This is a genomic window from Carnobacterium sp., assembly GCF_040274425.1.
In genome coordinates this window covers 1-22707 of record NZ_JBEMBC010000043.1, presented here as the reverse complement: position 1 = coordinate 22707, position 22707 = coordinate 1, and the positions used below count along the sequence as shown (strand labels likewise).

23 protein-coding genes and 1 pseudogene are annotated in these 22707 nt (G+C 36.9%); 10 read left to right on the top strand and 14 right to left on the bottom strand.

All coding sequences use genetic code 11. The features are described 5' to 3' along the window. Positions 1 to 67 precede the first annotated feature (67 nt). From ABS911_RS09310 to ABS911_RS09300, 3 genes and pseudogenes are all read right to left on the bottom strand, one after another. Positions 68 to 613, bottom strand: a pseudogene (locus tag ABS911_RS09310) (MFS transporter); the annotation flags it as partial. Then, positions 606 to 2195 carry an acyl CoA:acetate/3-ketoacid CoA transferase gene (locus ABS911_RS09305; protein ID WP_350467335.1) on the bottom strand — a complete coding sequence of 530 codons (1590 nt, stop codon included), beginning with the start codon at positions 2193 to 2195 and terminating at the stop codon, positions 606 to 608. The gene ABS911_RS09305 and the pseudogene ABS911_RS09310, both read right to left, overlap by 8 nt. 148 nt (positions 2196 to 2343) lie before the next feature. Then, positions 2344 to 3279 carry a nitronate monooxygenase gene (locus tag ABS911_RS09300; RefSeq protein ID WP_350467334.1) on the bottom strand — a complete coding sequence of 312 codons (936 nt, stop codon included), beginning with the start codon at positions 3277 to 3279 and terminating at the stop codon, positions 2344 to 2346. Between the two features lie 367 nt (positions 3280 to 3646). On the opposite strand from ABS911_RS09300, the gene ABS911_RS09295 reads away from it, so the two are divergent. Then, the gene (locus ABS911_RS09295) at positions 3647 to 4570 is read left to right on the top strand and encodes a LysR family transcriptional regulator (RefSeq protein WP_350467333.1); all 924 of its coding nucleotides are present in this window, start codon (positions 3647 to 3649) and stop codon (positions 4568 to 4570) included. 137 nt (positions 4571 to 4707) lie between these two features. After that, the gene (locus tag ABS911_RS09290; protein WP_350467332.1) at positions 4708 to 6054 is read left to right on the top strand and encodes an FAD-dependent oxidoreductase; all 1347 of its coding nucleotides are present in this window, start codon (positions 4708 to 4710) and stop codon (positions 6052 to 6054) included. 355 nt (positions 6055 to 6409) lie between these two features. On the opposite strand, the gene ABS911_RS09285 is transcribed toward ABS911_RS09290, so the two are convergent. The 3 genes from ABS911_RS09285 to ABS911_RS09275 form a co-directional block, all read right to left on the bottom strand. Further along, on the bottom strand, positions 6410 to 6955 hold the full coding sequence (locus ABS911_RS09285; protein ID WP_350467331.1) for an NADPH-dependent FMN reductase: 546 nt from the start codon (positions 6953 to 6955) through the stop codon (positions 6410 to 6412). 113 nt (positions 6956 to 7068) lie between these two features. Continuing rightward, complete coding sequence (locus tag ABS911_RS09280) at positions 7069 to 7473, bottom strand: DUF1398 family protein (RefSeq protein ID WP_350467330.1); 405 nt, start codon at positions 7471 to 7473, stop codon at positions 7069 to 7071. After that, the gene (locus ABS911_RS09275) at positions 7474 to 7854 is read right to left on the bottom strand and encodes a winged helix-turn-helix transcriptional regulator (protein ID WP_350467329.1); all 381 of its coding nucleotides are present in this window, start codon (positions 7852 to 7854) and stop codon (positions 7474 to 7476) included. It abuts the gene before it with no gap. Between the two features lie 156 nt (positions 7855 to 8010). On the opposite strand from ABS911_RS09275, the gene ABS911_RS09270 reads away from it, so the two are divergent. Beyond that, complete coding sequence (locus tag ABS911_RS09270; RefSeq protein WP_350467328.1) at positions 8011 to 8871, top strand: NAD(P)H-binding protein; 861 nt, start codon at positions 8011 to 8013, stop codon at positions 8869 to 8871. A 147-nt stretch (positions 8872 to 9018) separates the two neighbouring features. Here the strand turns inward: ABS911_RS09270 and ABS911_RS09265 are convergent, their stop codons facing one another. The 4 genes from ABS911_RS09265 to aroE are packed head-to-tail and all read right to left on the bottom strand — an operon-like array spanning position 9019 to position 11636. After that, positions 9019 to 9855 (bottom strand): prephenate dehydrogenase, encoded by an 837-nt coding sequence (locus ABS911_RS09265; protein WP_350467327.1) that lies wholly within the window; start codon positions 9853 to 9855, stop codon positions 9019 to 9021. Continuing rightward, positions 9855 to 10301, bottom strand: coding sequence for a type II 3-dehydroquinate dehydratase (aroQ, locus tag ABS911_RS09260; protein WP_350467326.1), 447 nt, complete (start codon positions 10299 to 10301; stop codon positions 9855 to 9857). The genes ABS911_RS09265 and aroQ overlap by 1 nt, the downstream gene beginning before the upstream one ends. Before the next feature lies 1 nt (position 10302). Then, positions 10303 to 10824: a shikimate kinase gene (locus tag ABS911_RS09255; RefSeq protein WP_350467325.1), complete on the bottom strand. Its 522-nt coding sequence runs from the start codon at positions 10822 to 10824 to the stop codon at positions 10303 to 10305. Further along, a complete protein-coding gene (gene aroE, locus ABS911_RS09250; RefSeq protein ID WP_350467324.1) occupies positions 10821 to 11636 on the bottom strand; it encodes a shikimate dehydrogenase in 816 nt (271 codons plus the stop codon). The genes ABS911_RS09255 and aroE overlap by 4 nt, the downstream gene beginning before the upstream one ends. A gap of 522 nt (positions 11637 to 12158) precedes the next feature. Here aroE and ABS911_RS09245 point away from each other — a divergent pair. The 6 genes from ABS911_RS09245 to ABS911_RS09220 are packed head-to-tail and all read left to right on the top strand — an operon-like array spanning position 12159 to position 17461. Further along, entirely contained in the window at positions 12159 to 12695 is a 537-nt protein-coding gene (locus ABS911_RS09245) for a hypothetical protein (protein WP_350467323.1), read from the top strand. A gap of 21 nt (positions 12696 to 12716) precedes the next feature. Then, positions 12717 to 13757, top strand: a complete 1041-nt coding sequence (gene aroF, locus ABS911_RS09240) for a 3-deoxy-7-phosphoheptulonate synthase (RefSeq protein ID WP_350467322.1) — start codon at positions 12717 to 12719, stop codon at positions 13755 to 13757. Between the two features lie 19 nt (positions 13758 to 13776). Beyond that, a complete protein-coding gene (gene aroB / locus ABS911_RS09235; protein WP_350467321.1) occupies positions 13777 to 14862 on the top strand; it encodes a 3-dehydroquinate synthase in 1086 nt (361 codons plus the stop codon). Continuing rightward, entirely contained in the window at positions 14859 to 16112 is a 1254-nt protein-coding gene (gene aroA, locus ABS911_RS09230) for a 3-phosphoshikimate 1-carboxyvinyltransferase (RefSeq protein WP_350467320.1), read from the top strand. Before aroB ends, aroA begins: the two co-directional genes overlap by 4 nt. Continuing rightward, on the top strand, positions 16093 to 17190 hold the full coding sequence (gene aroC / locus ABS911_RS09225; RefSeq protein WP_350467319.1) for a chorismate synthase: 1098 nt from the start codon (positions 16093 to 16095) through the stop codon (positions 17188 to 17190). The genes aroA and aroC overlap by 20 nt, the downstream gene beginning before the upstream one ends. Further along, positions 17183 to 17461 (top strand): chorismate mutase, encoded by a 279-nt coding sequence (locus ABS911_RS09220; RefSeq protein ID WP_350467318.1) that lies wholly within the window; start codon positions 17183 to 17185, stop codon positions 17459 to 17461. Before aroC ends, ABS911_RS09220 begins: the two co-directional genes overlap by 8 nt. 131 nt (positions 17462 to 17592) lie before the next feature. On the opposite strand, the gene ABS911_RS09215 is transcribed toward ABS911_RS09220, so the two are convergent. Together ABS911_RS09215 and ABS911_RS09210 are read right to left on the bottom strand one after the other, a co-directional pair. After that, entirely contained in the window at positions 17593 to 18432 is an 840-nt protein-coding gene (locus tag ABS911_RS09215) for a Cof-type HAD-IIB family hydrolase (protein WP_350467317.1), read from the bottom strand. Positions 18433 to 18486: 54 nt separating this feature from the next. Beyond that, positions 18487 to 19923: a 6-phospho-beta-glucosidase gene (locus ABS911_RS09210; protein WP_350467316.1), complete on the bottom strand. Its 1437-nt coding sequence runs from the start codon at positions 19921 to 19923 to the stop codon at positions 18487 to 18489. 180 nt (positions 19924 to 20103) lie between these two features. Here ABS911_RS09210 and ABS911_RS09205 point away from each other — a divergent pair, with 180 nt between their 5' ends. After that, positions 20104 to 20982, top strand: coding sequence for a MurR/RpiR family transcriptional regulator (locus ABS911_RS09205; RefSeq protein ID WP_350467315.1), 879 nt, complete (start codon positions 20104 to 20106; stop codon positions 20980 to 20982). 107 nt (positions 20983 to 21089) lie between these two features. Here the strand turns inward: ABS911_RS09205 and gap are convergent, their stop codons facing one another. After that, positions 21090 to 22103: a type I glyceraldehyde-3-phosphate dehydrogenase gene (gap, locus tag ABS911_RS09200; protein ID WP_350467314.1), complete on the bottom strand. Its 1014-nt coding sequence runs from the start codon at positions 22101 to 22103 to the stop codon at positions 21090 to 21092. 99 nt (positions 22104 to 22202) lie between these two features. Continuing rightward, a partial coding sequence (locus ABS911_RS09195; RefSeq protein ID WP_502880521.1) for a putative glycoside hydrolase occupies positions 22203 to 22707 on the bottom strand: 505 nt, incomplete at its 5' end.

Genomic DNA, 22707 nt, shown 5'->3' with positions numbered 1-22707 from the left:
CGGAAATACATTTTGAGTGTACCACGAATGGCTTTTTTATTTGTCTAGCTTAATTTTACAATCGGCGAAATAAACTACATGTAAAACCAATTAGAATATATGTTATTCCCATCCAAATAAATGCTGACCCTACTCCTTTGCTTTGAATCAATTGATTGGCAATAGGAGCTGCTATTATAGCTGCTCCGCCCATTCCAGCAGTAATTAATCCCGAAGCTAATCCTTTTTTATCAGGAAAAAAGCGGATCGTGTTACTTAAACAGCCAGAATAAGCGAAACCTTGCCCAAATCCAGCTAAAACACCGTAGTAAAGATACAACTGGAATAAACTAGTCGCTGTTCCAGTTAAAGCAAAACCTGCCCCAAACAATACAGCTCCTATCATAATACTCCACTTTGACCATCCTTTATCTGTCAAAAATCCCCCTAACACCATAGGAATTGGTCCTAAAGCTGCATTAATAGCAAAAGCCGTCATTACTTCTCCCATTGTCCAACCATTTGTTTCAGATAAAGGTCCTGCTAAAACGCTAAATGCATAAATTGCTCCTGTACACATTAAAATTCCCATTGAACTAATTAATACTATCCAACGATTTGGCTGTTTAGACATGAATTAAGCACTCCTTTTCTGTATTAGTCAAAATAATTTTTTTTAATCCTCCCCATTTTTCTTCAAACATCCCATTATCCATCTCTTTTAAGTTTTCTGCTATTAAAGGAACAAAATCCATTTGTGCTAAAATATCTTGTTCTAAATCGATACCAGGAGCTATTTCAATTAGTCTTAACTTTCCATCTTGTAAATCAAATACTGCGCGTTCAGTTACATAAAGCACTTCTTGTTTAATGCTTGACGCATATTGACCACTAAACGTAATTTGTTCAACATCCTTTAAGAATTTTTTAACTCTACCTTCTTGTAAAATCGTTAATCGACCTTCTCTTACTTCTTCTTTTAAACCTCCAGCTGTAAATGTACCAGCAAAGACTAATTTTTTAGCTGCTTGTGAGATATTAATAAAACCACCACAGCCTGCTACGCGTCCACTAAACTTAGAAACATTTACATTTCCAAATCGATCACTTTGAGCTAATCCTAAAACAGATAAATCTAATCCTCCACCATCATAAAAGTCAAATTGAGAATGATGATCGACGATTGCTTCACTATTGTAAGCATGGCCAAAGTCTTTTAATCCAGCTGGAACACCACCCACTGAACCTGCTTCTGTTGTTAAATTCAACTGATCGCTGACTCCTTCTTCTGCTGCAACAGTAGCTACATTTACTGGGATACCTACTCCTAAATTCAAAATAGTTTCTGGAACTAGTTCAGCAGCAGCGCGGCGAGCAATTACTTTACGAGCGTCTAATTCTATAGGTACAACTGAATCTAAAGGTACTTTTACTTGCCCAGAAAAAGCTGGGTTGTATTGTGTGTTTTCTGTTTGGAAATGGTTTATAGGTTCGGAAACAACAATATAGTCGACTAAAATACCAGGTACTCTTACATCTTTTGGGTTCAATGATCCTGCCACTGCTAATGATTCCACTTGAGCGATCACGATTCCTCCTGAATTTTTAGCTGCTTGAGCGACAGGTAATACTTCCATATGCAGGCCTTCTTTTTCTAAAGTTAAATTACCTTTTTCATCTGCAACAGTCCCTCTAATTAAACCAACATTAATAGGAAAACTTTTATAAAATAACCATTCATCTCCTGCAATATCAACTAATTCTACTAACTCCTCGGTTGTACAGTCTGATATTTTCCCTCCTTCTAAGCGAGGATCAACAAAAGTCCGCATGCCTACTTTCGTAAATAAACCAGGACGTTTAGCAGCAATTTCACGGTACAATTGCGTAATTACACCTTGAGGCAAGTTATATGCTTCACACTTGTTTTCCATAATAAGGTCGCTGATTTGCGGAGAAGCATTTACAATACCTCCAATCCATCTCTTGATTAGTCCATCATGTGCTAAATGACTCATTCCTTTTGTTCTGCGATCTCCCACAGCGCTTGCATGCATAACCGTTAAACCTTTTGGATGTGTCTCTTCTTTAAAACGATTTTCAATGGCTATCAACGTTTCTTCGTTTACACATGACATACCAAAACCGGTTACTGCTACCGTACTATTATCTTTGATTAATTTTGCAGCTTCTGCTGCTGTAATTACTTTTGTCATTATAATAAGCTCCTTTTGTGATTTTATTAACATACTCTTTTAAAAAAAAGCTTTATGCTTTTTTCCTTTAAACTAAGTGTATTCTATAAGAGAAGAGCGCTACAAATGGCTTTTAAAACTTATTTTTGTATACTCTACTCTACTTCTTTTAGTACGTGATTTTCAGTGAAGCTGCTTTTTTTTCTGCTTCATTGAATAATTCTTCAATAATTTGTTTAGCTGGACGAATATTTTTAATCATACCAGCAATTTCACCTGCCATTGCAGACCCAGTTTCCATATCACCATCATAAACAGCTCTAGATAATGAACCAAGAGTTAATTTTTCCAACTCTTCGTGTGGAGCATTTGCTTCTTCCAGTTTTGCAAATTTAACCAACATTGGATTTTTCAATGATCGAACTGGGTCTTTTGCTTTACGACCCGTTACAATTGTATCCGTATCAATAGCGTTGATCAGACGTTCTTTATAACTATCTGGAATCGGACATTCTTCAGCTGATAAAAATAATGTCCCTACTTGTACACCTTGTGCTCCCAATGCATACACGGCAGCAAGCGAACGTCCATCACCCACACCACCAGCACCTAATACAGGTATATCTACTGCATCAACAATTTGTGGCAATAAAGACATTGTTGAAGTTTGACCAATGTGCCCTCCTGCTTCTTGACCTTCCGCAACAACTGCATCTACTCCAGCTGCTTGCATTTTAATAGCATGTCTCACAGAAGCGATAACTGGGATGACTTTTACACCTGCTTCTTTAAACGCTGGGATATATTTTTCAGGAGATCCAGCACCTGTTGTAACAATTTTTACTTTTTCATCAAGAATAACTTGAGCTAATTCATCACAATTCGGCATTTGTAACATCAAATTAACAGCAAACGGTTTTTTAGTGATCTCTCTTGTTAATCTAATTTCTTCGCGTAATTGATCTGCTGACCAGCCGCCTGATCCCAGAATACCTAATCCGCCTGCTTCTGAAACAGCTCCGGCTATTTTATGTGTTGCAATTCTTGCCATAGCCCCTTGAAAAATTGGGTATTCGATTCCTAACATTTCACATATTGTTGTCATTATTTTTTTCCTTCTCTCTTGTTAATCTATTAACTTTATAGATTTATTATAGATTAAAATTTCAACATTGTGAAATTACTCTTTTATTAATAAAGCTATGCTATTTTAATAATTTATTTCATCTAAATTGACTTAAAAATTTTAAAAACCTTTTAAAATTAACGTTTAAAAATAAAAATTAACTGCTATACTATTAAATATAAGCATAAATTTTTCTAATTAAGTTATAAGTTGTTATAGTTCCAATAACTTTTTTATTATATATTGTGAAAGTGTTATTTTTCACTATAATAGAAATAAATAGATTACCCTTATAAAAAACCCCATTTTATAGTTGGTAATCACTCATAGAAAGGAAACCAACTAAATGTATAACAATATGACCGTTCGCTATTTAGAAGCTCTTGTAACTGAGGGTACTTTTACTCAAGCAGCAAAATCTCTCTACATTTCTCAACCCTATCTCAGCAAATACATCACTAAACTTGAAGAGGAACTAAAAACATCACTAGTAGACAGAACACATAACCCAATCGAATTATCTTATTCAGGTGAACGTTACCTTCTGTACATGAAATCCATTCAAGAACAATATGATGACATGTTAAACGAATTATCTCTAATAACTAATTTAAAAAAAGGTCGCCTACGAATAGGAGTCCAGTCACTTATGGGAACCTTTTTACTCCCTATGATTCTACCTTCATTTCACGAACAATACTCAGAAATTGAATTTAAAATTTTAGAACAAAGTCCAAAATTAACTGAACAAGATATTCAAGAAAGCAAATTAGATTTTTATTTAGGTTTGATGCCTACTAACAATGAAAACCTTTCTCCTATTGTCTTATCCCAAGACCGATGGTGTGTGATTGTACCAAAGACAAGTGCTCTTTATCAACCAGGTTTAAAAACGATAGAGAATTTCCCATATCCTTTAAGCATTTTAAAAAACGAAAAATACGTTCTGACAAATCACGAATCAGGTATCCGTAGACAAACTAATGATTTTTTTAAGAAGCTCAGCATTAAAGCAGACATTGTATTAGAGAGTAGAAATATCTATACCGTTTCTGCTCTTGCCAGAAACGGTATAGGTTTAACTTTTTTACCAGAAAGTGCCCTATCTGAAATCGAGTCCTTTGATCAGTATAATATCTTCTACATCGATCCTAAGTTTATACGCGTACAATATTTTATTGCTTATAAAAAAAATAAAGCTTTATCTGCTTTAGAATTGGCTTTCATTGAACACGCAAAAAAACAATTACTAATTTACTCGCAAATATGATGCTGCTCTCTCTACAAAGTAAAAGCTAAAAGTTATACCCATTTCCAAGTTACTCTATAGGCAGATTATTTCATAAAAATGCAGATAAGTGGTAAGGTACTTTTTGGAACAAATACTTATTACTGGGGGCCATTTTTTTGAAAATTATTGTCGTAGGAACATCACATGCTGGCTATGAAGCCATTCAAACATTATTGAAGGAGCAGCCAGATGCTGAATTGCATTTGTATGAACGCGGAGATACCGCATCATTCTTATCTTGTGGAATTCAAAGTTACTTAGAAGGCATTGCCGAATCTTTAGATAGTTTACATTATGCAACAGAGGGTTCGTATATCGAACAAAATGTAAATGTTCATATGAATAGTGACGTTGTTGGGATTAACCCCAAAGCTAAAACCATTACTGTTAAAACAACTGACGGAGAAACTGAAGAAAGCTATGATAAATTGATTCTTTCTCCTGGTGCAGCGCCTGTAAAAATTCCAATTCCTGGTGCTGACTTAGATAATATCTTCTATGTACGTGGCCGTAATTGGGCTGAAAAAGTTAAAACACGTATGGGTCAATCGAAAAAAGCGGTTGTTGTCGGTGGAGGTTACATCGGTATTGAAGTAGCTGAAGCATTTGCTAAAGTAGGTATTAAGACAACGGTTATTGATTCTTTAGACCGCGTATTGAATACGTACCTAGATAAAGAATTTGTTGATGTATTGAACGAAAATATGGATCAAAACGGATTGACTGTTCGCACAAGCGAAATGGTTAAAGAAGTTGTTGGCGAAAACGGAACCGTTAAAAAAGTTGTAACGGATAAAGGGGAATACGAAGCAGACACTGTAATTATGGCTGTTGGTGTTCGTCCAAATACGAAATGGCTTCAAGGGATCGTTGAATTAAACCCAGACGGTACAGTCGTTATTGACGACTACCTAGAAACCTCTGAAAAAGATATTTTTGCAATGGGAGATGCTACAAAAATTCCATTTGCGCCAAATCATGGTTCAAAACTAATTGCTTTAGCATCTAATGCTCGTCGTCAAGGAGTGATTGCAGCTAAAAACATTTTAGAGAAAAAAGTAAAAATGCCTGAAGTATCTGGGACATCTGGTTTAACATTATTCGACTACAAATTAGCTTCTACAGGTGTGAAAGATATCGATCAAGACTCCATTGATGCTGAAGTAGCTAGCACATTCGTAGTAGAAAATATTCGTCCTACTTTTATTGATGACGAAAAAGTCATGATGAAAATTCACTTTGAAAAAGACAGTCACCGCATTGTGGGTGCTCAATTGATGTCAACTTATGACGTTACAGCTTCTATCAATGTACTATCGGTAGCTATCTCTTCAGGTTGGACGTTAGAAAAATTAGCCTTTGCTGATTTCTTCTTCCAACCAGGATTCAACCGTCCTTGGAACTACCTAAATGTCCTTGCTCAAAAAGCATTAGACGGTAATTTTGATAGCGAAAAGTTATAATACTTTTTCGTAAAAATGATAAATAAAAAAAGTTGATAAATTTAAAAAACTAGTACAATAAAAAACAGCTTTACATTAGGAAAATTTCCTAATTCGAAGCTGTTTTTATACTCCTAAAGCTAAAGTTTATACATACTTTTTATGAGTGTTTTATGAAAACAAAAAAAACACTCCCAAAAAAACTGGAAAGTGCCTCTAACTTTCTTATACTAACTGATGAACATTTTTAAAATTGAATAGATTTACGTACTTTTTCATCCTATTTTGCATTAAAAAAAGAGCCAGAAAAGTAAAAATTTTTCTGGCTCCTTTTTTAGCTAGATTATACACCAGCTTCTTTGTGCATTTTTATCTATTATTTAGCGTTTTTGTCGATGAATGCTACGAATGCATCTGTAACAGTTTGTAGGAATTCCACTGTTCCTGGTACTACTTGTCCATCTTCACCAATTGCTTTAGTTGCATCAATATAAAGTTCTGGTTGAGCCATAACTGGGCTGTCACCGAATACTAATGATTGACGAATTTGGTGGTTAGCTAATACACCAGAAATACCTGATGGAGATACTGAACCAACAAGAACTGGTTTACCTGGCCAAATGCTTTCGCCCCATGGACGAGAACCAACATCAATAGCATTTTTCAATGAAGCTGGCATACCACGGTTGTATTCTGGAGTTATGAATACATATGCGTCTTGTTCTTTCATTTCTTTACGGAAACGAGTGTAACTTTCTGGAGCATTTTCTTCTAAATCTTCATTGTAAACTGGTAAGTCGCCAATTTCAATAAATGTTACAGTAGCATCAGCTGGGAATAACTCAGCTAATTTTTTTGCTACAATTTTATTTAAAGAATCTTTACGTAAACTTCCTACTAAAATACCAATATTTTTTGTCATGAATAATTACCTCCGAATGATTTATTTTGTTTTGCCTTATAAATACATCTTACACCTTTTACTTACTTTTTACAAGTAAAAAGTAAAATAATTTTACACTTATTATGAATTCCTTATTTTTCCGCCTTAAATCCCGGAATTGGCTCTATTAATAATGCCTTTTGATATTTGTCATAATAAGTAACTTGCTTTGATACTAAATCACTTGTCCAAACTGGAACACCAGCTGATCCAGCCAGTTCACAAAATTTTTCAAAGTCAAACTCTCCTGATTGTGCTCTTTTAACAGCCGACTTTATGGCTCCAGAGTCACTTTGATCAGAAACTTCTTTAGGAATCCCATTTAATTTTAAATCGACAGAATTATCCTCATCAAAATAGCGATACATTCCCTCAGCAACTAAGTAATCGTATCGTTTAACACCTAACTTCTGCAATTCATGCATTAACTGAGCGAATTCACCAGCATTTTTTTCTGCATGTATAACTTTTTCAATCTCTTGATAATTTAAACTCATTTAGTTCAGTTCCTTTTTATATTCATTAGTGTGTTGATCTTCATTTGCTTCTTTCAACTCAAGATTAACCTTTGTTTGGTAATCTGTGCCCCAAACCTTCATTGCATCCAAAATAGGCTTTAAACTATTTCCTAATTCTGTCAACGTATATTCAACGCGTGGTGGAACTTCTGCAAAGATTTCACGGTCAACTAACCCATCTTCTTCCATAGAACGCAAATGAGACGTCAACACTTTTGGTGAAACAGTACCTATCGATTTTCTTAATTCTCCAAATCGTTTAGTTCCATCTAATAATTCTCTTAGTATCAACACTTTCCAACGATCGTTTATCAATAAAAGTGTCGTCTCTACTGGACAAGCCAATAACTTATTTCGCATAAAACCTCGTCCTTTCACAATAGTTACTTTTTGGTCACTAAGTAACTTAAAAGTACATACTTTACATCAGTTACTTTGAGTCCTATCATAATGTTAGAACCTGCAAAAAACAAGTTTTTATAAAATAAATCTTATGAATAGAAAGGTTGATGTGCGATGAAATATTTATTAACAGGAGCAACAGGTGAATTAGGAACTTATGCTTTAGGCTATTTGAAAGAACAAATTAGCTTAGACGACATTGTCGCTCTGGCAAGAACAGAAGAAAAAGCTGCTAAACTTCGTGAACAAGGGGTCGAAGTACGGATTGCCGACTTTGGTGACTATACGAGTTTAGTTAAAGCTTTCAATGGTATTGATCGCATGCTCTTTGTTTCCTCACAACCAGGTGGAATTGTTTCACGCGATGAACAACACAAAAATGTTGTAAATGCTGCTAAAGAAACTGGTGTCTCATTTATCGCTTATACCAGTTTTCCTAGAGGTGCTGCCTCAAACAGTCCTTTAGCCCAAGATCATATCCTAACTGAAAAACTAATTTCTGAATCTCACATTTCTCACACTTTTTTACGTAATAATTGGTATATAGAAAATGAAACAGATGCGCTAAATGCAGCAGTAGCTGGCCATGCCTTTACGTATTCTGCTGAACACGGAAAAACGGGTTGGGCATTAAAACGTGAATTTGCTGAAGCTGCCGTCAATGTGTTAACGGAAAAAGCAGCTGCAACAGAAATACTTGAATTATCAGGTACTCCCCTTACTTATGCAGAACTAGCTGATGCTCTTAAAACTGCTAGTGGTAAAGAATTTGAAGTTGTTTCAATGAATGACGAAGTCTATCAAGCTGCATTAATCAGCAATGGTGTCCCTGAGGCAGCAGTAGGTTTCATTTTAATGATTCAAAATGATATTCATAGCGGTGAATTGGATGTAACATCGGATGATTTTGAAAAAACATTAGGAAAATCTTTAACACCGATTGTTGATGCTTTAAAAGAATTTTTGACAAAATAAATATAGACAAGATTTAATCGGTTGTTCTAAACAAATACGCCCTAAAAGTTAGATTTAATGCTCTAACTTTTAGGGCGTATTTCATTTCAAAGCAACTTTTACTATTTATTTCCTAAGCTAACTACACATTTTCTGCAACAGACTCACTCAATACCATTCTCTTCGTTTATTGGTGGCTTGTCTAAAAATAGCTTTCAGCCTTTCATCATCATTTTCTTCTAGCGTGTGTTTCAGAGCATCCAATTCAATCTCAAAATGTTCAATTGATTTTAACAAACCTGTGCGGTTGTTTAAAAACAATTCGCTCCATAATTCAGCATTGATATCCGCAATTCTTGTCAGTTCTTGAAAACTATTCCCTGCATACGTCAGTGTTTCTTCTGAAGCTTGTTGGCTATTTACAACTGCTACAGACAAGACATGCATCAATTGACTGACATAGGCGATTTGTTCATCATGTTTTTCAGGAGAGACCCGTGTTACTTGATCAAATCCAATCTCTTTATAGAGCTTTTCAATAAGTTGTAAAGAAGCTTCTTTATTTGTCGCAATAGGAGTAATCAAAGCATTCGCTCCTATAAATCGCTTGTGATCCGCCCCAATGATCCCTTGTTTTTCACTTCCACGCATCGGATGAGCAAATACAAAGTCGACTGTTGAAGGAAGAATATTAGAAACTTTTTCTATAATGGTTGTTTTAACACCCGTTACATCCGTTAGAACAGCCCCATCTTTCAACCTATTTTTGTGTTGTTCAACGAAAGGCGCAATTTGGTTAGGGTAAAGAGAAATCATAATGACATCCATATCCTGCAAAATATCATTAGCCTCTATAAATCCTTTTTTTATCATTCCCTGATCTACAGCTATTTTTAACGTAGATTCGCTGACGTCTATCCCATAAACATTGGTATACCCAGCTGCTTGGAGACCTTTAGCAAACGAACCTCCAATGACTCCTAAACCGACAATCGCAATGTTCATTAGTTCTCACCTTTATTTCTGACTTCTTTCAATGCTTGGATAGCCAACAAATAACCTGTTGCTCCAAATCCTGAAATTTGTCCAATACAAGCAGGCGCTACTACAGAATCTTTCCGGAATGATTCTCGGGAATGAATGGCACTCAGATGCACTTCAACCGTTGGTACATTTACTGATTTCACCGCATCATGAATGGCATAGCTGTAATGAGTATACGCTGCAGGATTAAGAACGATTCCATCTACCTTATCTATATGAGCTTGTTGGATCCGGTCAATCAACTCTCCTTCAGAATTACTTTGAAAAAAGGAACAGTCTACTTCTTGAATTTCAGCATACTGCTGAATCTTACTTTCTATCTCTTTCAATGTTTGCCTACCATATATCTCAGGTTCACGGGTACCTAAAAAGTTTAAATTTGGACCATTAATAATAACGATTTTCATGCTAGCCTCTCCTTTTATGCGTAATATTTTTTGGAAGATTATTCTTGATAGTATTCAGTACATCTTCTAAATCGGATTGATTCTCCACTCGAAAATCAGCTGCTTTTTGATACAAACCAAACCGTTCTTCATGTAATTGGTATAGCTTGTTATTACCTTCTTGTAATAAAGGCCGATGTCCAATTTCGATATCTTTGATAATGTGTTCAACAGGCCGATCGATAAAAATAACCCAGCCTGTTTTTCTTAATGCCTCAATGTTTTCTGGATTGAGAACGACTCCGCCACCACACGAAATAACAGCATACGTTTCTTTTGCAGCTAGTTCTGCACAAGCCTCGGTCTCTATTGCTCGAAAATACGCTTCACTCACTTCAAACAATTCTGGAATAGACTGATTCGTTAGTTGTTCAATAAAAATATCCATATCTCTAAATGGCAAGTCTAATTGTTGACTCAGTAGTTTTCCAACACTGCTTTTCCCGCTTCCTGTCATCCCAATCAATACAATATTTGTTTTCATAAGCTCTCACCGTGTCGTTTCTTCCATTCAGAGATCAACTCTTCCGTAACTTGCTCGTCAATCGAACACTTTTCCCAAACTTCAACTGCTCGAACAGCTTGACCCACTAACATATCTAACCCGTTAGCCGTTTGTTTGTTGTTTTCACGTCCCAATCGTAAAAAAGTGGTTTCACTAGGGTTATAGATCAGGTCGATCAAATAATCAAATTGCTGAATAGATGTCTCACTTAGTGGAGTCTCATTGGCATTAGGGTACATACCCACAGGTGAAGTGTTAATTAAAAAATCTCCCGTTAAAGATTGGACATCCTCATAATTGGTATACCTTTTATTTCTTGTATCTTTAAATCGTTCAGGATTCCGAGATACAATATAAATCATCTTAATCCCATGATCCATTAAATATGCTTCAACTGTTTTAGAGGCGCCACCTGACCCTAAAACAACCGCAATTTTCCCATTTACATCCCACTGTCTACGGGTCAAGATCAAACCAAATCCATCGTAATCTGTATTGTGTCCGATCAACCTTCCATTTGCATTTTCAATAGTATTCACTGCTCCCAATTTTTTTGCAAATGGACTGACTTCGTCTAAATAAGGTATAACGGCTTCTTTATAAGGTATCGTGACATTTACTCCATTGATAGATAAAGTCCGAATGCCATCTATCGCTTGTTCTAATTGTGTTGAAGGAAACTCAAAAAGTTTGTAAGCAGCGTCCAGTCCTACTTTTTGATAAATTAACTTATGGAGGCTTGGAGAATGGCTATGTACAAGCGATTCTCCTAATAATCCGTAAAATTTCATAAGGCACCTCTTCCCATCCTGTGATAATGTGTTGAAGTATAGACAAAAGAAACCTAAAGTTCAATAAAAAAATTAACGAACAATTATTTTAATTGGCTCTAATTCGTTTGGCACCAGTTGATTAGACTACTTTTTATATTATTTTCAGAAATTAGTTTTTAGTTTTTTGTTGACAATGAATTTTTTAATTGCTAGTATTGGACTCACAGTTGGGAAACAGCTGATAATGATCAATTGAGGAGAGACCACCATGAACTTACAAGCACAACTTAAAACTGCAATGGACTCACAATTGAATAATTATTATTTTAGCTTCTTTATGAGAAAATCTATAGAGGCTAAAGTTTTTTAAGCTGTTAACAACAGTTGCCCTATAGATTTTGAAAGAAATCGAAGGGGCAACGAACTAATCCGATATTATACTATTAGTGAACTTACCTAACGCTACATTCGATAATCTTTCAATAGACTATCGGGTGTGGCGTTTTTTCGTTTTTCAATAATTTTAGTGGAGGAAAATAGATGATCATTCATACGTTAGGACCAAGCAGCACGGATAGTTACACAGTCGCAGAATCTTTATTACAATCAGAAGACGATGGTATTGTAGGCTATCCATCTTTTGACAGCTTATTACACAATATTCATCAGTTAACCGAACAATACGTATTGTTCCCTGTAGCTTTTAAAAGCGCCCGAAAAGATTATGGGTGGAAAGAATTTAATTATGATTACTGGGATAAAGTTGAATTGGTAGACGTCTTCCAACGAAAAACCAAGCCTATGGTTCTCATTAAAAATAGCTTTTATGCAGAAAACCGAGCGATGATTCATCCGGCCACCACTATTTTTTTGAAAAAATATTTAATCAAAAAAAACGAAGATACAGTAATTGAATTTTCAGACAGTAAATTCAAAGCTTGGTCAGCCTTTTGTAAAAAAAATCTGAAATATACGATTATTAGCGAGGATGTGTTTGAGAAAGAAAAAAAAGTAGGATACACAATTGAAGAACGTTATGAGCCAGTAATGGTGTGGTGTTTGTATAAAATAAACTAAACAATACAGAGGAGAATGACTATGATAATCGTCTTAAAACAAGGAATTAAAGCAAATAAGGTTAAAGAATTATCTGCTAAATTAGAATCTCAAGGAGTTGCCGTGAGTCATTTCACCGATATCAAGCGCGATTTTCTAGGTCTGATTGGCGATACTAGTGGAATCGATGAACGCCAAATGCAAGCAATTCCGGAAGTAGAGCAAGTTATTCGAGTAGAAGATCCTTACAAAAGAGCGAATAGAAAATTTCATCCTGAGAATTCTATCATCAAAATTGGTGACGAAACAATCGGCGGTACTAAATTAGGGATCATTGCTGGACCTTGTTCGGTAGAAAGTGAAGAACAAATTGTGACTATTGCAAAACAACTTAAACAAGCTGGTGCTAACTTCTTGCGTGGGGGTGCGTTCAAACCAAGAACTTCTCCATACAGTTTCCAAGGTCTTGAATTAGAAGGATTGAAAATGCTCCAAGTTGCTAAAGCTGAAACAGGTATGCCCATCGTGACTGAATTGATGTCGACAAAATGGGTCGATCAATTTGTTGATTCGGTAGACATCATTCAAATCGGTGCACGCAACATGCAAAACTTTGATTTGCTCAAAGAAGTTGGTCGAACGAATACACCAGTCCTTTTAAAACGTGGCTTATCTGCTACCTACAAAGAATGGTTGATGTCAGCTGAATACATCATGGCTGGAGGAAATGAAAATGTTATTTTATGCGAACGCGGCATTCGGACATTTGAAACAGAAACCCGCAATACACTAGATATCCAAGCTGTTCCTGTCATCAAAGAGCTTTCTCACTTGCCGATCATTATCGATCCGAGCCATGCTGGTGGAATGTCTTACTTGGTTGAAGCAGGCGCTAAATCAGGTATCGTTGCCGGAGCAGATGGTTTAATGATTGAGGTTCACAATGATCCAGCTAACGCTTGGAGCGATGGCGAACAATGTTTGACACCAGATGAATTCGCTAGATTGATGGAAAAAGCTCGTAAACTAGTTGATTTCGAAGGTCGTTCAATTAATGAAGCAGCTACTATTCTAACAAAATAAACTGAGGAGGATAAAATCGATGTCTGTCTTAACCGTTAAACTTCCATCACATGAAGTGAGTTATGAGTTAAAAATTGAAAAAGGATTGCTCAACCGCGTCAGTAATGAAGTCTCAAAAGTCTTTACTGGAGCCAAAATTGCCATTGTCACCGATGAAACCGTCTATGACCTTTACGCTAAATCCATTATAAAAGATTTGGAAGCAGCGGATTATGAAGTGCAGTGCATTGTTTTGCCTCCTGGAGAACAGACTAAAACATTTGACACGCTGCCCAATCTCTACAGTGCATTCGCTGAGTTTGGCTTAACACGTAGTGACTTGATTATCGCTCTAGGCGGTGGCGTGATAGGCGATATCACTGGTTTCGCCGCTTCTTCTTACTTGAGAGGTATCTCCTATGTCCAAATCCCCACCACACTGTTAGCGCAAGTCGACAGCAGTGTGGGTGGAAAAGTTGGCGTCGATTTACCTGAAGGGAAAAACTTAGTCGGTGCTTTTTATCACCCCCTACTCGTCTTGATCGATCCATTGGTCCTAGAGACCTTGACGGATTCTGCCTTTGCTGATGGAATGGCGGAAGTAATCAAGTATGGCTGTATAAAAGATCTTAATTTATTTCATCGTCTGATGGACTTGTCTTCTCGAAAAGAAGTCATGCAGCACATCGATTGGATCATCGAAACCTGTTGCACGATTAAACAAGTGATTGTGCAAGCAGATGAAAAAGATTTGGGTGAACGAATGGTGTTGAACTTTGGGCATACGTTGGGCCACGCTATAGAATCGTACTACCAGTATAAAGTATATACCCATGGTCAAGGTGTGGCCATTGGCATGGTTGCTATCTCAAGAATCGCAGAAGCCAAACAGATGACAACAGTTGGAACCACTGATCGATTGATCACTCTTTTAAAACAACATCATTTGCCTATTGAATTAGAGGATTTTGAAGATTACCCTAAACTATTACCTTATATCAAAAAAGATAAAAAAAATATTGCAGGCAGTTTATCCGTGATTCTTTTAACTGACATCGGACGCGCTACCGTACATCAAACGTCTCTATCATTTTTCGATTCTTTAGATACTGGAGGAACAGTATGACTAATTTAACCCTTACTCCTAAAATATTAAACGGAACTGTTATAGTCCCGCCTTCTAAAAGTATGGCGCATCGTGCAGTGATCTGCGCCAGTTTAGCAGCAGGTCGCAGTACGATCAAGAACATCCAGCTCTCTGATGATATCATTGCGACTATTGAGGGTATGCGGTCGTTTGGAGCAGTTATTTCTTATGATGATCAGACATTGACTATCGATGGCATCCGTAATGGATCTGTTAAAGAAAGTCGCACAATCAATTGCAATGAGTCCGGATCTACTCTGCGTTTTTTGATTCCCCTAGCAACAGTGTTTACAGGAGAAACGTACTTTATCGGTCAAGGGCATTTAGGCAAACGCCCGCTTGAACCTTATCAAGAACTATTCGATGCTCAATCACTCCACTATGATCAAGCCGCAACTGAAAACTTACAGTTGAGTGTCGCAGGTCCTTTAACTCCAGGTATCTATGAAATGCGTGGCGATATCAGTTCCCAGTTTATCACCGGTATGTTATTAACTTTGCCTTTACTAGCCGGAGACTCTGTCCTAAAAATTACGACTCATTTAGAATCGAAAGGCTACATTGATTTGACCCTTTCTGTCTTACAAGCCTTTGGTATCGTAATTGAACAAGATGAGGATGGACAAGTATTTCGCATCAAAGGCCAGCAAGCTTATACCGCCCGTAATTATACAGTCGAAGGCGATTACTCACAAGCTGCCTTCTGGTTGAGCGCAAATGCATTAGGGAATGAGCTTTTAGTAAACGGTCTAGATTCAGTTTCTCTACAAGGTGATCAAGCTATCGTCTCTATTTTAGATACATTGAGTGGTGGTTCTACTAAAAGTGAACGTGTCATAGATGGAGCTCAAGTACCAGATATTATTCCAGTAGTGGCTTTAGTCGCTGCATTAAGCAAAGGCAAAACAAAACTTATCAATCTGGAACGTTTACGGATCAAAGAAAGTGACCGCTTAGTCGCCACACAAAAAGAGTTGGCTGCTTTAGGTGCACGAATTGAAATTATAGACGATTCACTTTTGATCGAAGGGATTTCTGAACTCTCCGGAGGTCAAGAAGTTTGGAGTCATAAGGATCATCGAATGGCTATGATGTTGGCCATCGCTTCAACGGTGTGTAAAGAACCGATACACATTAAAGACACAGATTGTGTCAAAAAGTCTTATCCCAACTTTTGGGAAACATTCCAACAACTAGGAGGAAAAATACATGAGTGGAATATGGGGTAAAAATTTACAACTCTCACTATTTGGAGAGTCACATGGTGTGGCGATTGGTATTACCATCAATGGTCTGCCTCCAGGATTGGAATTAGATATGGAACGAGTGGCTTTTGAAATGGCCCGTAGAGCGCCTGGGAAAAATGAATTAACGACACCAAGGAAAGAAAAAGATCATCCAGAAATTTTAAGCGGCTTTTTAGATGGCAAAACAACGGGTGCTCCTTTAACAGCAATTATTTGGAACACAAATACGCGTTCAAAAGACTACAGTGTGTTGAAAGATGTTATGCGCCCAGGACAAGCTGATTACCCTGGACGCGTGCGTTACAATGGCCATAATGACCATCGTGGCAGCGGCCATTTTTCAGGAAGGATTACTGCACCATTAGTGTTTGCAGGTGCTATTTGTCAGCAATGGCTGAAACAAAAAGGCGTAACAGTAGGATCTCATATTCAATCGATTGGAACAATCGAAGATGAAACTTTTGAGGATCAAGAAACGGTCACGTTAGAGCAAATCGAACAGTTCAAAGAAGAACAACTTCCTTTGTTTAATACTGAAAAAAAGACAGAAATGACCGACTTGATTTTGGCAGCAAAAGAAGATGGGGATTCTGTTGGCGGCGTCGTTGAAACGTTTGTCTTAGGATTAGATGCTGGGTATGGGAATCCCTTTTTTGACTCAGTTGAGTCTCAACTGGCTCATCTCGTATTTGCTGTTCCAGCCATTAAGGGTATTGAATTTGGAACAGGATTCGATATTACCAAAATGCGCGGTTCAGAAGCGAATGATGAATACTACTACGATGAACAAGGCCGTATCAAAACGCGTTCCAATAACAACGGTGGAATCATTGGCGGAATTACTTATGGCATGCCGATCGTCTTCAGAGCTGCTGTTAAACCACCTGCTTCAATTAAAAAGAAGCAACAAACAATCAATATCCAAGAAGGTACTGAGACTGAATTAGAAGTCGAAGGACGTCACGATCCATGTATCGTTCCCCGAGTTCTGCCAGTGCTAGAGGCCGTTACCGCTATCGGATTAATGGATCTGATGCTTGGAGGACAATCAAATGAATGAATTAGAACAGTACCGCAAAGAGATTGATGAAATCGATCAAGAACTTACTCACTTATTTGAGTTACGACTAAACACAGTTTTAAAAGTTGGTCGCTACAAAAAGCAGCACAACTTACCAGTATTGGATGCCAGTCGTGAGCAAGCTGTTATCGAAAAAAATATTAGCCGCTTAAGAGACAAAACATTTGAACCGCAAGTAACAACGTTTTTCCAATCTATGATGGATATCACGAAAGAAACTCAAGTAACTCTTTTCAAGTTAGAAAAGTGATTTACCGTTTGTTTATGTACAAAAAGAGGTTATTCGTTGAACATGTCTGTTCACGAATAACCTCTTTTGTACTAAATACGTAATCATCTATACGAATTTCTGCTTTAATTAGGAACTGAATTCAATCGAGTTTACTCTATCAATCCAAGATGGCGAAAGGCTTTTTCTAGTCCGTCATTATCAACACTATCGGTTATATGATCAGCCATAGCTTTTATTACTTGACCGCCATTTCCCATTGCTACACTTATTTCACAATACTCAAGCATAGGAATATCTACTTTTGCATCGCCAAAAGCTATCGTGTTCTTTCGGTCAACTCCATGATGTTCTAACAGTTTTTTTATAGCTGTCTGTTTTGTAATGTTTGCTAAGGCAATATCTCCAAACAAAGCTTGTTCACCTATACCTCCCCAAGTACCTACTTGAAAATCAGAAAAAAACTCGGTTGCAGCTAGATAATCTTCATACTCTTCTAAAATGAAACTGATTTTGTTCACGTCAGCTCGATACAATTGACCATCAAAAATCATTTCTGGAAATGCTTGTCGCACCGTCATTGTTTCTGTACCGGATTTTTCTTTATAAGCAGCATAGTCTTTAACCGTTTGCTCTCCACGTGTCTCAAACTGTTCACTTGCAAACAACCCATTGTTGGACTCCAAATAAAAAGCTAATCCACGGTTATTCAGCCAGTCTACAATCATTTTTTCTTGTTCTGCTGTTATTAATTGATGCAAAATAACTTCATTATTACTTTCAACATAGTTGCCATTTCCACCAATATACCCATCAAAACCGATCTCTAATATTTCATCATACATTTCAGCCTTGCTGCGTCCAGTCACCGGGTACACTTTATGACCGTTGGTTTGCGCAGCTTTAATAGCTTTGACTGCAGAATTCGGTAATTCATTAGAATAATTTACTAATGTTCCATCCACATCTAAAAAAACATAGTTTGATTCCATAGTAACCTCCTTAAAAAGGTCATACTAAACAGTAAGCATGACCTTCTAACTAAATTATCCTTTTGTATAGTCTACATTTTCACCATTAGAAGCAATCACTTGTTTATACCAGTCAAAAGATTTTTTCTCCGAACGCGCCATTGTTCCATTACCTTCATTGTCACGGTCTACATAAATAAAGCCATATCTTTTTTTCATTTCTCCAGTTGACGCGGAAACCAAATCGATACATCCCCAAGTCGTATACCCTAAAAGTTCTACTCCATCTTTGTCCACGGCTTCTTTCATTGCCTCGATATGCTGTTTTAAATAATCAATGCGGTAATCATCTACTATAGAACCGTCTGCACGAGGCGTATCGACCGCTCCTAATCCATTTTCAACGACAAACAACGGTTTTTGATAACGGTCATACAATTCATTGATTGTGATACGGAAGCCAATTGGATCGATTTGCCAGCCCCATTCGCTTTCTTCTAAATAAGGATTTTTAATGGAATCAAATATATTCCCACCTGCTTTTTCTTGTCCCTCTTGAGCGGCAGAAACTCGCGAAGAATAATAAGAGAACGTAATATAGTCAACCGTATGCTCTTTCAATAATTCCTTATCTCCTTCTTCAAAAGGAATTTCGATTCCTTCATTAAACAAGCGTTTCAATGCATAGTTAGGGTATTCGCCACGAGACTGTACGTCAATAAAAAAATAATTTTCTTGATTGTCTACTTGAGCTTGACGAACATCTGCAGGATTGGGTGTATTCGGATAATACTGTCCAGCTGCGATCATACAGCCGACTTTATTTTCTGGATCTACTTCATGCGCGATTTTGGTCGCTAACGCACTGGCTACTAATTCATGATGAGCTGCTGTATATTTTACTTGTTCTTCGTTTTCGCCCTCTTCAAATACTAATCCAGCTCCCATAAACGGTGCATGCAACAGCATATTGATTTCATTGAAAGTGATCCAATACTTTACTTTTCCTTTATAACGATTAAATAATACGGTGACCAAATTTTTATAAAAATCAACTACTTTACGACTGCGCCATCCTCCATATTCTTTAATTAAATGGATTGGCATATCAAAATGTGTAATCGTAACAATGGGTTCGATGCCGTACTTAAGACATTCATCGATTAGGTTATCGTAAAATTGTAACCCTGCTTCATTTGGTTCAGCCTCATCGCCTTTTGGAAAAATACGTGTCCAAGCCAAGCTAAAACGATAAGATTTAAATCCCATTTCTCCAAATAAAGCAATATCTTCCTTATAATGATGGTACATGTCAATAGCTTCTTTAGCTGGATAAAAATGGTCTTCATCAAAATCCAAATGTTTCATTTGACCTGTTATGATTGGGTAACGGTCTTCTCCAATTGGAACGACATCTACATTCGCTAAACCTCGGCCATCCGCGTTATAACCACCTTCACTTTGATTAGCAGCAGTAGCCCCACCCCAAAGAAAATCTTTATTAAATCCCATACTTTTTCCTCCTAATAAAATCAGTTTTATCTTACTTACATCTTATCTAAACGGTTTCATTTTTTCAATCTCTTATATACAAGTAGAATGTTCCTACACATACTTTCTAAATTTAACGATTGCTCTTGTAAAACCCCTACACAAAAATATATACTATTTGTGTAGGAAAGGAGTCTTTTTATGCTACTCATTGAACGATTAAAACATACTTCATTCTCAGATGCTGAACAATCATTAGTTAATTATCTCATCGATCACCCTGAAGACTTACAAGATATGACAACTCAAAAAATTGCGGATTTAACTCATACTAATCCTACGAGCCTTATTCGTGTAGCGAAAAAAATGGGATTTACAGGATGGCTAGCTTTGAAAGAAGCTTACCTTGAAGAATGGCAGTACCTCAATAGCCACTTTACAGCTATTGACGCCAACTTACCATATGATCAAACGGATCATTTGGTTTCTATTGCCCATAAAATAAGCACATTGCAACAAAATACTATTCAGGATACTTTATCATTAATAGATTCTAAAGATTTGGAATACGCACAAAAACTCTTACTAAATGCTGACGAAATCAAAGTATTTGCGAGCCAAACTAATGCACTCATTGCTCAAGATTTCATAACTAAGATGCGTAGGATCAATAAAAAAATCACTATTTCTTCCACTTATGATTACAGTACGTATGAAGCTTTTAACAGTGGTAACCGAACTTGTGCCCTTATTATTTCATACACAGGTGAAGATGATTCCTTCATAAAATGCATGGACATTTTGAAAAAACAAGGAGCCTCCACTATTAGCTTAACAAGTATAGGAGATAATCCTATTGCAACACATAGCGATTGTTCATTAAAAATCACTACTCGAGAAAAACTCTATTCTAAAATCGGAAACTTTACCTCAACCACATCTGTCATTTATCTATTGAACCTTTTGTACTCTATCGTCTTTACTGCAGATTATGAAATGAACTTGAACCACCTCATTAAAATTGGTCGTTCAACAGATACCCGAAAAACAAACATCGACATCATTAAAGAACAGTCTTAATTGGATAAGTAAATTAAAGGAAGGAGAAGGGATATCTAAATACTTCTTCCTCATTTATAAACACAAAAAAACGGGAAGCTCATTGCCTCCCGCTAATTAAAATTAATTTATTTAATATTCGCAAAATGTTCTAACGTTCCTACCATATTAGCCACAAAACCGTACTCGTTATCATACCAAGCAACCGTTTTGACTAATTGTCCGTTCGTTCCCTCGATGACTTTTGTTTGAGTGGCATCAAAAATCGAGCCAGCAGGTAATCCAATAACGTCTGAAGATACGATTTCGTCTTCCGTGTAAAGGTATGCATCATTTGAAGCTGCTTTCATTGCTGCATTTACTTCGTCCACCGTTACTTTTTTATCCAACACAGAATACAATTCTGCCATTGATCCTGTTATAGTAGGAATTCTGATAGCTGTTCCATCAATTTTCCCATCCAATTCAGGAATAACTTTTCCTACCGCTTTGGCAGCACCCGTTGAAGACGGAATGGCATTTTGTGCCCCTGCACGGTTTTTACGTCCACCTGGTGAATCTTGTAATGCTTGCGATGCTGTGTAGGCATGAATCGTAGACATCAAAGCACTATTGATTCCGTATTTTTTATTCAAAACATTCGCCATTGGCGCCAAACAGTTCGTTGTACAAGATGCTGCAGAAATGATTTCATCATTTCCATCCAGCGAATCATGATTCACACCATAAACAATTGTTTTAGTGTTGTCTACTTCTGCTCCCGCAGCTTTTACTGGAGCGGAGATCAGTACCCGTTTTGCTCCTGCATCTAAATGCGCTTGAGATTTTTTCGCTGAAGTGTAGAAGCCGGTACATTCCAGAACGATGTCGATTCCTAAATCGCCCCACGGTAATTGACTTGCATCTTTTTCTGCGTAAGCTTTGATTTCTTTTCCATCTACCACAATCGCGTCATTCCCAACTGCTACTTCATATGGAAAGCGTCCTTGTGCGGTATCGTATTTTAGCAAATAAACTAAGTCGTCATTATCCGTCAAATCATTGATTGCGACAACCTCTAAATCTGTATCCTTTTCCAACATCCGACGCAATGCTAAACGTCCAATTCGACCAAATCCATTAATCGCTACTTTTATCGACATGAATATTTCCTCCTTTTTTATTTGAATCTAATTTTATGGTACCGCTTTTAGAATAAAATTTCCAATTGTTTGCATTATTAGTTTAATGATTAGGCACAGTTAGTCCAACTCAACCGAATCGGAGATATAATACTGCCAGCCTCTTTTAGTCGCATAGTCATGGACATCTTTAGCCAGCTCTTTTTTTGTAGAGTATTCAAGCAAATAGATCTCTTTCCCAGCTTTATCAACTGTATCTAAATAATTTAAGTAGTAGGTTTGATTTTCTTTTGTTTGAGTACTCAGCTTATCTTCCTCAAAATCAATAGCTGAAAAGACGGTTTCTTGGTTTACACCAGTCAAAATATCATCTAGTTGCTGATTTTGCTGTAAATATGCACTAACAAATTCTTTTCCTCCATTAATAAGGACCGGTTTGCCATAGCTCATGAGTGTCTTTAAGATCTGTTCCACTCCACCATATGTTTCTTTTGTTGGAAATTGCCAATATACATCTACATTATCGATCCAAAAGCCATCAATTCCCTTATCAAGTAGTTCGTTAGCTAAAGTAACGGCACTAAATACTTGCCAGTCTTCATTGGTTACATCGACCCAATATTCT

Excerpts from the sequence above, each read along its gene's own strand:
- ABS911_RS09305 (WP_350467335.1), bottom strand. The coding sequence starts at position 2,195 with ATGACAAAAGTAATTACAGCAGCAGAAGCTGCAAAATTAATCAAAGAT.
- ABS911_RS09300 (WP_350467334.1), bottom strand. The coding sequence starts at position 3,279 with ATGACAACAATATGTGAAATGTTAGGAATCGAATACCCAATTTTTCAA.
- ABS911_RS09295 (WP_350467333.1), top strand. The coding sequence starts at position 3,647 with ATGTATAACAATATGACCGTTCGCTATTTAGAAGCTCTTGTAACTGAG.
- ABS911_RS09285 (WP_350467331.1), bottom strand. The coding sequence starts at position 6,955 with ATGACAAAAAATATTGGTATTTTAGTAGGAAGTTTACGTAAAGATTCT.
- ABS911_RS09280 (WP_350467330.1), bottom strand. The coding sequence starts at position 7,473 with ATGAGTTTAAATTATCAAGAGATTGAAAAAGTTATACATGCAGAAAAA.
- ABS911_RS09275 (WP_350467329.1), bottom strand. The coding sequence starts at position 7,854 with ATGCGAAATAAGTTATTGGCTTGTCCAGTAGAGACGACACTTTTATTG.
- ABS911_RS09270 (WP_350467328.1), top strand. The coding sequence starts at position 8,011 with ATGAAATATTTATTAACAGGAGCAACAGGTGAATTAGGAACTTATGCT.
- ABS911_RS09265 (WP_350467327.1), bottom strand. The coding sequence starts at position 9,855 with ATGAACATTGCGATTGTCGGTTTAGGAGTCATTGGAGGTTCGTTTGCT.
- aroQ (WP_350467326.1), bottom strand. The coding sequence starts at position 10,301 with ATGAAAATCGTTATTATTAATGGTCCAAATTTAAACTTTTTAGGTACC.
- ABS911_RS09255 (WP_350467325.1), bottom strand. The coding sequence starts at position 10,824 with ATGAAAACAAATATTGTATTGATTGGGATGACAGGAAGCGGGAAAAGC.
- aroE (WP_350467324.1), bottom strand. The coding sequence starts at position 11,636 with ATGAAATTTTACGGATTATTAGGAGAATCGCTTGTACATAGCCATTCT.
- ABS911_RS09245 (WP_350467323.1), top strand. The coding sequence starts at position 12,159 with ATGATCATTCATACGTTAGGACCAAGCAGCACGGATAGTTACACAGTC.
- aroF (WP_350467322.1), top strand. The coding sequence starts at position 12,717 with ATGATAATCGTCTTAAAACAAGGAATTAAAGCAAATAAGGTTAAAGAA.
- aroB (WP_350467321.1), top strand. The coding sequence starts at position 13,777 with ATGTCTGTCTTAACCGTTAAACTTCCATCACATGAAGTGAGTTATGAG.
- aroA (WP_350467320.1), top strand. The coding sequence starts at position 14,859 with ATGACTAATTTAACCCTTACTCCTAAAATATTAAACGGAACTGTTATA.
- aroC (WP_350467319.1), top strand. The coding sequence starts at position 16,093 with ATGAGTGGAATATGGGGTAAAAATTTACAACTCTCACTATTTGGAGAG.
- ABS911_RS09220 (WP_350467318.1), top strand. The coding sequence starts at position 17,183 with ATGAATGAATTAGAACAGTACCGCAAAGAGATTGATGAAATCGATCAA.
- ABS911_RS09215 (WP_350467317.1), bottom strand. The coding sequence starts at position 18,432 with ATGGAATCAAACTATGTTTTTTTAGATGTGGATGGAACATTAGTAAAT.
- ABS911_RS09210 (WP_350467316.1), bottom strand. The coding sequence starts at position 19,923 with ATGGGATTTAATAAAGATTTTCTTTGGGGTGGGGCTACTGCTGCTAAT.
- ABS911_RS09205 (WP_350467315.1), top strand. The coding sequence starts at position 20,104 with ATGCTACTCATTGAACGATTAAAACATACTTCATTCTCAGATGCTGAA.
- gap (WP_350467314.1), bottom strand. The coding sequence starts at position 22,103 with ATGTCGATAAAAGTAGCGATTAATGGATTTGGTCGAATTGGACGTTTA.